The 12,623-nt window shown below is 37.8% G+C and carries 14 protein-coding genes; 2 read left to right on the top strand and 12 right to left on the bottom strand.

From position 1 onward, the window contains the following. Positions 1-132: 132 nt before the first annotated feature. Positions 133-1,188: a C40 family peptidase gene (locus tag MJG50_RS02640; protein WP_240252462.1), complete on the bottom strand. Its 1,056-nt coding sequence runs from the start codon at positions 1,186-1,188 to the stop codon at positions 133-135. A gap of 143 nt (positions 1,189-1,331) precedes the next feature. Between MJG50_RS02640 and MJG50_RS02635 the strand changes: the two genes are divergently transcribed. After that, positions 1,332-2,348 (top strand): DUF3231 family protein, encoded by a 1,017-nt coding sequence (locus MJG50_RS02635; RefSeq protein WP_240252461.1) that lies wholly within the window; start codon positions 1,332-1,334, stop codon positions 2,346-2,348. An 83-nt stretch (positions 2,349-2,431) separates the two neighbouring features. Here the strand turns inward: MJG50_RS02635 and phoU are convergent, their stop codons facing one another. The 7 genes from phoU to MJG50_RS02600 form a co-directional block, all read right to left on the bottom strand. Further along, positions 2,432-3,091: a phosphate signaling complex protein PhoU gene (gene phoU, locus MJG50_RS02630; RefSeq protein ID WP_240252460.1), complete on the bottom strand. Its 660-nt coding sequence runs from the start codon at positions 3,089-3,091 to the stop codon at positions 2,432-2,434. Positions 3,092-3,105: 14 nt separating this feature from the next. Continuing rightward, positions 3,106-3,891 (bottom strand): phosphate ABC transporter ATP-binding protein PstB, encoded by a 786-nt coding sequence (gene pstB / locus MJG50_RS02625; RefSeq protein ID WP_431307253.1) that lies wholly within the window; start codon positions 3,889-3,891, stop codon positions 3,106-3,108. Positions 3,892-3,931: 40 nt separating this feature from the next. Continuing rightward, complete coding sequence (gene pstA / locus MJG50_RS02620) at positions 3,932-4,756, bottom strand: phosphate ABC transporter permease PstA (protein WP_240252458.1); 825 nt, start codon at positions 4,754-4,756, stop codon at positions 3,932-3,934. A 1-nt stretch (position 4,757) separates the two neighbouring features. After that, entirely contained in the window at positions 4,758-5,657 is a 900-nt protein-coding gene (pstC, locus tag MJG50_RS02615; protein WP_240252457.1) for a phosphate ABC transporter permease subunit PstC, read from the bottom strand. Positions 5,658-5,698: 41 nt separating this feature from the next. After that, positions 5,699-6,538 carry a phosphate ABC transporter substrate-binding protein gene (locus MJG50_RS02610; RefSeq protein ID WP_240252456.1) on the bottom strand — a complete coding sequence of 280 codons (840 nt, stop codon included), beginning with the start codon at positions 6,536-6,538 and terminating at the stop codon, positions 5,699-5,701. A gap of 341 nt (positions 6,539-6,879) precedes the next feature. Beyond that, positions 6,880-7,497 (bottom strand): YdeJ family lipoprotein, encoded by a 618-nt coding sequence (locus MJG50_RS02605; RefSeq protein WP_240252455.1) that lies wholly within the window; start codon positions 7,495-7,497, stop codon positions 6,880-6,882. Between the two features lie 166 nt (positions 7,498-7,663). Then, positions 7,664-8,821, bottom strand: a complete 1,158-nt coding sequence (locus MJG50_RS02600; RefSeq protein ID WP_240252454.1) for a GNAT family N-acetyltransferase — start codon at positions 8,819-8,821, stop codon at positions 7,664-7,666. A gap of 319 nt (positions 8,822-9,140) precedes the next feature. Here MJG50_RS02600 and MJG50_RS02595 point away from each other — a divergent pair, with 319 nt between their 5' ends. Beyond that, a complete protein-coding gene (locus MJG50_RS02595; RefSeq protein ID WP_240252453.1) occupies positions 9,141-9,866 on the top strand; it encodes a 3-ketoacyl-ACP reductase in 726 nt (241 codons plus the stop codon). Positions 9,867-10,110: 244 nt separating this feature from the next. On the opposite strand, the gene MJG50_RS02590 is transcribed toward MJG50_RS02595, so the two are convergent. The 4 genes from MJG50_RS02590 to MJG50_RS02575 all read right to left on the bottom strand — a co-directional run bounded on the left by MJG50_RS02590 (position 10,111) and on the right by MJG50_RS02575 (position 12,494). Then, complete coding sequence (locus tag MJG50_RS02590; RefSeq protein ID WP_240252452.1) at positions 10,111-10,860, bottom strand: ABC transporter permease; 750 nt, start codon at positions 10,858-10,860, stop codon at positions 10,111-10,113. Continuing rightward, positions 10,861-11,622, bottom strand: coding sequence for an ABC transporter ATP-binding protein (locus tag MJG50_RS02585; RefSeq protein ID WP_240252451.1), 762 nt, complete (start codon positions 11,620-11,622; stop codon positions 10,861-10,863). A 138-nt stretch (positions 11,623-11,760) separates the two neighbouring features. Beyond that, entirely contained in the window at positions 11,761-12,102 is a 342-nt protein-coding gene (locus tag MJG50_RS02580) for a DUF1048 domain-containing protein (protein WP_240252450.1), read from the bottom strand. A 71-nt stretch (positions 12,103-12,173) separates the two neighbouring features. Then, positions 12,174-12,494 carry a PadR family transcriptional regulator gene (locus MJG50_RS02575; RefSeq protein ID WP_240252449.1) on the bottom strand — a complete coding sequence of 107 codons (321 nt, stop codon included), beginning with the start codon at positions 12,492-12,494 and terminating at the stop codon, positions 12,174-12,176. Between the last annotated feature and the right edge of the window lie 129 nt (positions 12,495-12,623).

Below are 12,623 nucleotides of genomic sequence, written 5' to 3'. Positions count from 1 at the left end.
ATGATAAGGGCATATACTCGTTTTGTTGATTATCAATATGATCTAAATTATTAAGATATTAGCTGTTTCAAGAGATGGGAAGTAAAAAAGAACCCAAAATTGGAGTTCTTTTATAACTAAATTAAGCTAGGGTTATTGTAAAACACGCTTTGAGAAGAGGTAGTTTTTTGACCAATAGGGGTTTTGTAAGACATTTTTAGTAATCATAACGCCATTTGATGTAGAAGCATGAATCATGTTTCCATTACCCATATAAATACCGACATGAGCTACTCTTCCATCGGTGTAAGTATCCTTCATTGTATAGAACATTAAGTCTCCTGCCTTTAAGTTAGAAGTCGAAACTGCTACCCCTTCACTTGCTTGGTCTCTGGATACTCTCGGAAGTTGAATACCAGTATGTCCAAACACATATTGCGTGTAAGAAGAACAATCAAATAAGTTTGGTGCTTCTGCAAGAGTTGCTCCAAATTTATATTGTGCACCAATGTATTTCTTTGCATCTATAAGAATTTGTTTTGCTTGCTTTGCTATGGGTGAATTACTATTATTTTTTACGGGCTTCTTCTCTTTAATGGGTTCTATTTCCCCTTTAGATGTATCTGGATGTGGCAATTGTAAAATCTGCCCATCATAAATCACGTTAGATGAAAGATTGTTTTTCCGTTTTAATTGATCAACGCTAATATGGTGAATGCGAGAAATATTGTATAAGGAATCTCTGCTATGAACTACATATTTTGTCGCAGGATTTTGGATTTGAATAGATCCGTTTTCTTTTTTAAATGTAATATACGAGTTGAACAAAGCCCCACCCGCATGTAAAGAAATATATGCAGTTTCATTAATCCATCTTGGAGGCTTAATGTTTACATACTCGTTCCCCTTTTTAGCGCTTGTACCGCCCATTGTTACTCTGATAATCGTAGAACCATCCGTTATCTCAAAGGTCTTCGTTTTTTCTTCAAACTTAATGCTATTATAATTCAATATTTTAGCAAGATTTACAAATGGTATGTAGTACACGCCTTTCACTATTATCGGATTAATTCCAGCGACCACTTTTCCATTAATATAGACACCCGCATTGGGGACGTATTTAATTTGTGCCTTGGCAGAAATCGACCCACTCATACAAATGCCAATGACCAACATAAAAATAGTTGTTATGTGTAGGAATTTTCGCATTATTTCTCTCCTTACATTTATTTTTAAGGATTATTATGGCTTTTAACCTTATTTTTATTCTTCTCTAGATAGTTTTAGCTGAATCAGCATGTGAATATTACTCCATAAGTAGGGGAAATTAACCGAAAATGGAGGGATCGCGATTGAACGAAAAAGAAAAGATAATTAAACTAACTTGTGCAGAAATTTCAAGTTTGTGGGCAACATATATGAACGATTGTATGGTCATTTGTGTGATGACTCATTTTTCAGAAACTGTAGAAGACTCAGAAGTGAAGCAGATAGTTGAAGAAACCATACAAATTGCCCAAAAGCATAAAAGTACGATTAAAGATATTTTTATTAATGAAGGCATTGCTGTACCAAATGGTTTCGAAATTGATAAGGATGTCGTACATAATGCCCCAAAACTATTTTCAGATATTTTCTATTTAAATTATGTGCTCCAGATGTCTAAATTTGGAGTTACCTCACATACAGCTGGATTAACATTGGCCGCAAGGAAAGATATCCGCCAAATGTATGATGACTTTATAGATGACACTTCCCAGTTATTTCAGGATGTGGTTGATTGTCTGGAAGGAAAAGGTGTGTTCGTGCGAATGCCATATATGAATTATCAGAAAGAGGTTACGTATGTAGATGAAAAGAAATTTTTGACTGGCTGGTTTGGCAGACGTCGCGCTTTGCTGGGAGTTGAGGTAACACATTTAACAATGAACGCAATTAATAATGAAATAGGACGAGCAACATGTACTGGTTTTTCTCAAGTTGCAAAAGATAAAGAGTTACGTGATTATTTTCTCCGAGGTAAGCATGTATGTGCACATCTTTTAAGTTCAATCCAAGATGTATTAGAGGAAAGTGATGTACCAACAGCAATGTCATGGGATCAGAGTGTTACAGCTTCAACTGAAGCACCTTTTTCGGATCAATTGATGCTTTATATCGTAGGTGAACTTTCCAATCTTGGTATAGCCGCCTATGGTAATGGAATTGCGACTAGTATGCGCAGAGATATCGCTTCGATGTACTTAGGATTTATGTCCAAAACAGGAGCATATGGTGAAGATGGGTTGAATTTGATGATCGAGCGAAATTGGATGGAATTACCTCCACAATTTGATGACCGGGATAAATTGGCGAAATCAAGAGGATAGAGTGTCTTATAGATAATATCCAAGATATGTGTAAATAAAAATCACCCTAGACTGGTTAACGATACTAGGGTGATTTTGCTATATTATGAGTTCAAATCGTACATTTGACCTTTTATTAAATAAGCAGCACTTTCTGCAATATTTGTAATATGGTCAGCCGTTCGTTCAAGATAGCGATTAATCAGTAATAATTGTACCAAATGATCTGTTTCCTCAGGATGTTCTTTTAAATAACTCGTAATTGTTTTATAGAGCTCTCCGCTATATTTATCAACCTCGTCATCTAATTCACCAACTTCTTTGGCAATCGTGATATCTCCATTTAAAAAAGATAGTAATCCCTTTTGAAGCATTGTTATTGAGATATCCTTCATTTTCTCAAGACTTGTGATTTCCACTAATGAATTGGAATTTCCGATTTTGATTGTTGATTTTGCAATATTAACTCCGAAATCTGCAATACGCTCAATTTCTGAACTTATTTTTAAAGCTCCGATGATTCTGCGTAAGTCTCTAGCAACTGGTTGCTCCTTAGCCATAAGCCATATAATAAAATGATTTATTTCGATTTCGAGATCATCCACAACCTCATCTTCTTCAATCACTTTTAATGCTAATTCTACATCTTTTGTTTTAAAAGCTTCAAAGGACATTTCAAGTGATGAAATAGCCAAGTTGGACATTGCTTTCATTTTTTCTTCTAGTTCCTGTAATTTATTATCAAAATTTTCACGTACAACCATAGAATTACCCTCCTTTAACCGAATCTGCCCGTAATATAATCTTCAGTTCTCTGATCACTTGGCATTGAAAAGATTTTACTTGTTTCATCATATTCGATGACCTCACCGCTTAGGAAAAATGCTGTTTTATCCGAGATTCGTGCTGCTTGTTGCATATTATGGGTAACAATGACGATCGTATAATCCTTCTTCATGTTTTCAATCAGTTCTTCCACTTTTAACGTAGAGATAGGATCCAATGCGGAGGTAGGCTCATCCATTAGGATAATATCTGGTTTCATTGCAATTGCACGTGCTATGCATATCCGTTGCTGCTGGCCTCCAGATAAGCCAAGGGCTGATGCTTTCAGACGATCCTTCACTTCATCCCAGATTGCCGCACCTCGTAAGCTATTTTCAACAATTTCATTTAACTTTTTTTTATTCTTAATTCCTTGCATTCTTGGACCGTAAGCAACATTATCATAAATACTCATCGGGAAGAGATTTGCTTTTTGAAAAACCATACCTACTTTGGTTCTTAATTTTATTACATCAGTAGTTTTGTAAATATCCTCTTGGTCAATCATGATTTTACCATTAATTTTTACGCCATCAATCAAATCATTCATGCGGTTCAATGTACGTAGGAAAGTAGATTTACCACAACCTGATGGACCAATTAGCGCTGTAACCTCATTCTCATGTATATCAAGTGAAATAGAGTAAAGTGCTTGCTTTTCTCCATAAAACAAATCAAGATTTCGAACACTAATTTTCACTTCTTTATTCGGCTGCTCCAACAGTGTTGAATTATTCATCCTTACTTTAATTGCTTTTGCACTCATGTAAACACCTCATTTAGTAGTCAGCTTTATTTAATTTTTTTGAGATAAACGTTGCCGATAAATTCAACACTAGAATAATGACGATTAAAACAATACCAACTGCTGAAGCTAATTCGATGTCGCCTGTCTCTTGTGTTACTAAAAAGGAATGAACTGTTAATGTTCGTGCCGATGAGAAGATATTTGAAGGCATAGCTGCAACTGTTCCAGCTGTTAAAAAAATGGCAGCGGACTCACCCACAATTCTTCCAATCGAAAGGATAATACCAGATAAGATACCAGGCATTGCACTTGGTAAAATGACTTTGTATAAAGTTTGCAGTTTTGTTGTTCCTAATGCGAGTGACCCCTCCCGATAGGAGTGGGGTACTGTTTTTAGCGATTCTTCAGTTGTTCTGATAATGACAGGCAAGACGATAATGGTTAAAGTTAGGGAAGCTGCAATGATAGACATCCCCATTTTTAAGGTTGTCACAAAGAATACTGCTCCAAATAATCCATAAATAATCGACGGAATCCCTGTTAAGCTTTCTGTTGCAAAACGAATGATATTTACCAATCGACCTTGTTTTGCATATTCCTGCAAATAGACAGCTGCAAAAATTCCAATTGGAGTTGCGATGACTAATGAGATGACTATTGTGTATATGGTTGTGATGACCATTGGCCAAATTCCACCGCCGCCAGTTGGGGAATAGTCTCCAAAAATAAAATTAAAATCGATCAAACGATAGCCCTTCATAAAGATATAGCCAACAATCATGATGAGTACGGCAACTGTCAAGAAAGCCGATCCCCAAAGAAATCCACGGAATAAATGATCTTTCAGCTTTCTCAACCTATTTACCACCCTTCGCACTGATTTTTGCTAAAACAAAATTTAAGATTAAAATAAACGAGAATAAAACAATCCCTGTAGCAAATAACATCTCTTGGTGTGTACCGAATGCATACCCCATCTCCAACGCAATATTAGTAGTTAGTGGTCGTACGCTGTCAGTTATACTTGTTGGTAAAATAAGGCTGTTACCTGCTACTAAGATAACCGCCATTGTTTCACCGATTGCTCTACCTAAGCCTAAAACGATGGCTGCCATGATCCCTGACTTAGCTGCTGGTACAACAACCTTAAAGATTGTCTCGATTTCAGAAGCACCTAGTGCCAACGAACCTTCACGATATGTTTTTGGGACGGCACGTATAGCTGTTTCAGCAACTGTCACAATAGTTGGAAGCATCATGATCGCTAAAACAAGGATAACAGCAATTAAGCTTTGACCTTTTATGAGGTTTAATTGATTTTGTAAAAAAGGAACGATAAGGGCAAGTCCAAATACACCATATAAAACAGATGGAATTCCCGCCAACAGCTGAACTGCTGGTGAAATTAATTTTGCCACTCTCTTTGGTGCAATTTCAGCTAGGAAAATAGCTGTAAATAAACCAATCGGAACCCCAATCAATAACGCACCAATTGTTGCGTATATGGATGCTACAATCATTGGTAGAATTCCAAATTTCCCCTCACTAGGAACCCAATCCACTCCAAAGAGAAAGTCAAAAAAGCTATATCCATCTACAACAAAAGGGATCGCCCCTTTATAAAAAACAAATCCAACAATTAATAATAAGCTGATAACGGAAAGAAGTGCACAAAACAGAAATAATCTAGATGACAGCTTCTCCAATAAGTATTTTCTCCGATTTGAATTCTCTCTCTCTTCAGGCTGTCGCGGCATACTCATTCCTCCAAGAATCTCTTTTTCTCTATGTTGCAATATTATTTGAGTGGTATAGCTCCTGTTTCTGCAACAATTGCTTGCCCATCAGGACTCAAAATATATTCGATAAATTGCTTCCCTGCATCGGTTAATTGATCCTCTTTGTGTACAAATAAAAATGGACGTGACAAACTATATTTTTGCTGCAACACATTATCCGCTGTAGCTTCAACTCCATTAATATCGATCGTTGAGATTGAGGAATCAATATATTCGAATGAAATAAAACCAACCGCATGTTTATTCCCAGCTACCGTTGTTTTTATATTTCCGTTCCCACTCGCAATGATTGCACTTTTTACTAATTCTCCGGATGAATAACCCACTATTTCTTGAAAGGCATCTCGTGAGCCGGAGCCATCTTCTCTAGAAACAACGACAATTTCCTTCGTTTCGCCACCGAGCTCGTTCCAATTGGTAATCTCACCGGTAAAAATAGCCTTCACTTGTTCCAACGTTAGGTTTTTTACTTTGTTACTAGGATGAGTCACGACAACAATTCCATCGTAGGCAATGATGGTCTCAACTAGCCCACTTGCCTTTTCTTCCTCTTCCAAATCACGAGAGGACATTCCAATTTCCGATACACCGTTCAGCGCATTTTGGATTCCTGCTGATGATCCTATTTGATTTATTTCAATTTTTACATTACTAGTCTCTGAGAACTTTTCTGCAATTTTTTCTGCTAAAGGTCCTACCGAAGTGGATCCAGAGACAGAAACGGTAGTTGAACCAACATCATTTGCTGTACCTTCATTACTACTATTATCACATGCTGATATAATGGCCGTTAGGAAGAGTGCCAATAATCCTAGCATTGTCTTTTTTTTAAGCGTCATTTTTCTACCTCCAAAATGATCGATTGAAACTTTCATTCGACAATATAAAGAATAAACGCTATATGTAAAGATTTATTGAATGTTTTGTAAAGGTTTTGTAAATTTCACTAATTACGTATTTTTTAATAATATAATTTACCATTTATTACCACTTTTATTAGTGAATTGCTGGCATTCTTAATATGCTATTTGTAGTGTGAAATTATGATATAAAAGACAAATAACTGGGGCTAGTGCAGAAGAAAGGCGAAAGGCAAATAGGTTGATTCATTTGCAGGTGCTGACAAGTGCAATTCCAGATACGTTAAGAAGACCATCATAACTAAGATGATGGTCTTCTCTTATTTTTGCACTTCAATTAATTTTATGATTTCTTCATCATTTCCTGTGTCGATGGATACTAGCTTTGTATTTTCAATAATATCTGCGTAGAAGCTTTCACCAGCAGGGTAATTGCCATCCCAACGTAATGGAACATTGTATACATTGATCGTGCCATCCCCGTTTCCACTATATGTTATTGACCCATCCACTAAACGAGCACCTGCTAATTGGATTACATCTTCTGGATAGCTACCACTGGTGGCATCATCAGGATTAAGAGGTTCGCCAGCTGAAATATGTCGAACATTCAATTCATCTAACTCTTGATTAGGACCAAGCTGCAACCAAACTCGTGCGTATTCAATTTGTTCACTAGAATACTGGGGTAGTGTATTTTTATCTTCTTTATCGGGTGCATTATTTGATTCACTGGCACTATCTGAATCAGATTCCCCTGAAGTTTTGTCATTTGCATTTTCAGTATCGGATTCTTCTAACTTACCATCTTCAGTTGTTTCTATAACAGAACTATTTCCTGAAGAATCTGCTATGGATTTTTCGTTTGAATTGCCAGCGCAGCCAACTAGCATTAATAAAGCAACATTAAAAGAAAGAATCAAAGATAACTTTTTCATTCCTTAAACCATTCCTTTCATAATCTCCCTTTATTCTAACATAATGCATTTCGTTCTGTTTACATTGAAAGGGGATGGGTTCAAAAAAGCCGCCAAAGCTTTGGCGGCCAAATCTTTATAAGATTATAGGATTTAAGCGGATAAGGCGGTCATAATATACTATTTACTATAGTAATTCTGAAAGTATACTTGCAATCTGTTCGCTATCACTTTCTCTATAAACATATTCATGATAATGTGGTTGGTGGATGTCTTTCCATCCCATGTCTCTAGCCTTTTTGAAATAATGCTTCGCACGTTCCTTCTCGCCGATCAAATAAAACATACATGCTGCATTCCAATATAATGCTGCATCTCCATTCCAGTCCCATCCTTTATCAAGTGCCTCAGCATAACTCCTTGCTGAGCGGGCAAAATCTTTTGCCACGCCATACTTACGATCTCCAAGCATATAATGGTTTCCGTTGACAAGAAGATTGTTTAAGGGATGATTCCATCCAAACAGAACTGGAAAATCTGCTAGCAGTTTAAAACCTACAGATAGAGCTGTTCGCTGAGAAGCTATGTTGTTGGACCAACATTGCCACCCAACTCTTTTTATACCCCTCTGTTTTGCTAGAGAGAGTGTACCTAAAGCTGTTTTCCGTGCCCAACCGTTACCACGATAGTCTTCATCTGTTTCAATGCCGATTTCACATTCATCTTCAACTACCCAATCCGTAAGGCACCAGCTAATAATTGTCGGACCTTCATTTGTATCTAGAATAGCAGCACAACCAAAGCCCTTATCCTCGTAAGCTTCTAACGATGGCCAATTTTCTAGAATTTCACTTTTGATATCATTAAGCCCAATGACATCTTGACGTTTCAAGAAGTTGCCATTTATTGCAACAATACTAGGATCATTTAGATCGTCGATTCGGCTCAAATTGTGAGAAAAGGTCATTCGCCCACTTCTCATAGGCAATATATCTTTCATAACGATCGGAAGAATATCCTCCCATTTTTTATCTGTTGGATAATACAATACATAGTCTAACTCGCCATTAGAAGAAAGTCCTGGTAATAATTCATCTTTAATAAGCTTATTGACTTCTTCGAAAAACGGGATATTCTCGGTACTGCCACCTAGAAATATACCCTGAGGACTTGTCAACAATGCTGTTTCACAGTTATTTGACAGAAAAACCCTGCCAGGTACTGCCCCTTTAATGACACCATTAATTGATAAATGATGGTTTAACGCTTCAAAAAGACCTACTGCTTTATTAAATTTTTCGCTTGCGAGTTCAATTCCTTGAACCATGTTTTTTGAATACAACATAACTGTTTGCCTCCCATAAGCGTATGAGAGGTTTTTATTCAACTAAAAAATAAACCCCTCACGTGCTTCTCGATTTGTTTGTTCGTAATCAAACACCATCACTCCTTTAAACGTAGTAGAGGATTAAGATCTAAGATGCTTTCAATTTTTGTCCTCATCTAATTATGGATTATTTATATAATTTGGTCAATTTTGATTTTGCATATATTGTAGAAAATGGAAAAAATAATGTGTTAATACAATGATAAGCCTTTGCGAGCATAAAAATAGAATATTTTTTTCACAATACTATAATGAGATTTGAAAGGAGTTGTTGATAATGGCACAATCATTAAAAGGAAAAGTAGCTTTTATAACTGGTGCAGGAAGAGGGATTGGCAGGGCAGCTGCAATTGCATTAGCAAATGAAGGTGTTAATATTGGTTTATTAGCTAGAACAGAGGCTGATTTAAAGGAAGTTGCTAATAAAGTAGAAGCTTTAGGAGTTAAAGCAGCATTTGCTGCAGTTGATATATCATCCCAGGAAGAAGTAGAACAAGCTGTAAAAAAAATTACTGCTGAGTTAGGTACTGCCGATATTCTGATAAATAATGCGGGGATTGGCAGTTTTTCAACTTTATTAGAAATGGATCCACAAGAATGGAAGAAAATCATTGATGTCAATTTGATGGGCCCATATTATATGACACGTGCAGTACTTCCTCAACTAATTGAAAAAAATAGTGGTGATATCATCAATATTTCATCCACAAATGGATTAAATGGTGCGGCCACATCCAGTGCTTATAGTGCATCCAAATTTGGATTAATTGGCTTAACGGAATCATTGGCACAAGAAGTTCGAAGAAATAATATACGTGTTACATCATTAACACCGAGTACTGTTGCAACAGAACTTGCTATTAACACAAACCTAATCGCGGAAAATAATGATGAAAAATACATGCAACCAGAAGATATTGCTGAAATTATCGTTTCTCAATTAAAATTGCATCCACGCATTTATGTGAAAACAGCAAGCATGTTGGCAACTAATCCATTCTAATTAAAATAAACAAGAGCTAGTTACTCTAGCTATTCCGACCCTGACTTCGTTAAAAAATCTTTTGCGAATTCGGGGTATTTTAGTGGTCTAAATCTCCGAAATAATCCCTAGACGATGTAGCAGAATTGGAATGATCACTTATTTGCTCAATATCCTATTTAATAAGTCTTTTTCCTACAAGCGTAAAAAACTATGAATCACATTTTGACTGAAATGTAATCCATAGTTCCATAAGTTATTAAATTTATCCTAACTGGCGATTAAATTTTTTATTGGCGAAGAAGTAAGCGATGACCATGATGCCGACGCACCAAGCAAGCGCGATCCAGATATCGTTACCCACAGCCCCTTCATACAAGAGAGCACGAATCGAATTTACGATTGAAGTCACGGGTTGGTTCTCAGCGAACGCCCGAACAATTTTAGGCATGGTTTCAGTTGGGACAAAGGCCGAACTGATAAACGGCAGAAAAATGAGCGGATACGAGTAGGCTGATGCCCCTTCCATAGTCTTCGCTGTCAATCCGGGAATGACCGCCAGCCATGTCAGTGCTAGTGTAAATAGTCCGAGTATCCCAGCTACTGCAAGCCATTCCAGGATACCTGCGCTTGAACGGAAGCCCATCAAGAGCGCAACGAGGAAAACTACTACGACAGTCAGCGCATTAGAAACAAGCGAAGTCCACACGTGAGCCCACAATACAGAGGAGCGCTTGATTGGCATTGTAATAAAACGTGCCATCAATCCGCTATTTACATCTTGATACAGCCGGAATGAAGTGTAAGCAATGCCTGATGCAATAGCCATCAATAAAATACCCGGCAATAAATAATTGACATAGTTGTCTGTTCCTGTCTCTATAGCACCTCCAAAAACGTAGACAAACAGTAACATCATCGCAATTGGCGTAATCGCCACCGTAATAATCGTATCCGGACTGCGCATGATGTTGCGCATTAAACGACCTAGTAAAACCCCTGTTTTGCTTTTCATTTATATTTCCTCCTTTTTGCCAATGATCGCAAGGAATATTTCCTCTAATGACGGCTGCTTCTCAATGTACTCCACTTTCGCTGGCGGGAACATCTCTTTAAGATCGGCAAGGGTACCGGTCGTGATGATTTTTCCGCCATGCAAGATGGCGATACGGTCAGCCAGTTGTTCGGCTTCCTCTAGGTACTGGGTTGTCAATAAGATGGTTGTGCCGCCGCCGGCAAGCTCCTTGACAGTATCCCAGACTTCAATCCGCGCTTCAGGGTCAAGCCCTGTCGTTGGTTCGTCGAGAAAAATAACTGCTGGGGTCCCAATTAGGCTCATGGCAATGTCAAGCCTTCGCTTCATCCCACCGGAATATTTGTCTGCACGGCGGTTGGCTGCATCAGTCAGGCTGAATCTTGCTAGCAGATTGTCGGCAACTTGTGCGGGATTGGAAACTCCCCGCAACTTGGCAATCATCATTAGATTTTCCCTTCCTGTGAGCATGCCGTCTAAAGCTGAGAACTGGCCTGTCAGGCTGATGCTCTGGCGAACATGATCCGGTTGATGCTGGACATCGAAGCCACATATACCAACTTCACCGCCATCGGCCTTCATCAGCGTCGAGAGGATATTGACCGTTGTTGTCTTGCCCGCTCCATTTGAGCCCAACAGTGCAAAAATTTCACCGCGTCGCACTTCAAAATCCACTCCCTTTAAGACTTCCTTGTCTTTAAAGGATTTTTTTAACCCTTTTACAGAAATCGCTGCATTACTCATACTTTTTCCTCCTTTTACTCATCTACTTAGTCTAACTAATAATCAGTATTACTTACTACTGTTTGAAAATATAACTGAATAACGATGGTGGCAATTCACTTTTGTAACCAGCTATTCAGTCGGTATTATCTATTGAATTTATTTTTTTTCCAATCTATTTTTGATACTCTGATTCAAATCTTCACGATACTTGGCAACATAGGTTTTTGCATTTGCTACTAGTTCATCGGCAAAGGATGCCACGTCGTCCCCAGTGATTTCCAGCACTTGTCTGCCTTCTGCTGCACCTGCTTCGAACAAATCGATTAATTCATACTGTATGTGCAGCATATCCATCCCGTTGCCTGCTGAAAAATTCCACATGTAGTTTTGAATTTTCTTAAATACAAACTGGTAGTCTTCTGGCAAGGCTTCAACCCGTGCCATCATCATTTTGTACTCTTTTTTATCACCAATCAATTTTTTGAACATTTCCATCATGTTATTTTTCCTCCTTTTTAATAAAGCTGAACAAGTCATTCCGAAAATATCTTACAAAATAGAATATGAAGCTAGATTGACTTCAAGACGTTGATTTTTGATGATACGAAATCCCATTTTTTCCAAAATAATTCAAGTTCCTTACGACCAGCCTCATTAAGTGAGTAAAACTTGCGGGGCGGCCCCATATCTGAAGGTTTCTTTTCCATGTTCACCAGTTTTTTCTTTTCTAATCGCACAAGGATGGTGTAGACGGTTCCTTCCACGACTTCGGTAAACCCTAGATCATTCAAGCGGCGGGTAATCTCGTAGCCATAGGTTTCATGGCGGCTGATGATTTCCAGTACACAGCCTTCCAGCGAACCCTTCAGCATTTCAGTTAAATTTTCCATGTTCAGAGCCTCCTTTGTGTCTGACTTATATTCAGTATAACTTAGTACTACGGAATTTTTTACTGAATAGCTTTTGGAAATCCAGCTATTCAGTGGTGCAGGTAACCTGTGTGACTTACTACAGGTATA

This window comes from Fredinandcohnia quinoae, from assembly GCF_022427965.1.
GTDB classification, from domain to species: domain Bacteria; phylum Bacillota; class Bacilli; order Bacillales; family Bacillaceae_L; genus Ferdinandcohnia; species Ferdinandcohnia quinoae.
The sequence above is the reverse complement of the archived record's forward strand: the minus strand, read 5'-3'. Positions and strand labels throughout refer to the sequence as shown.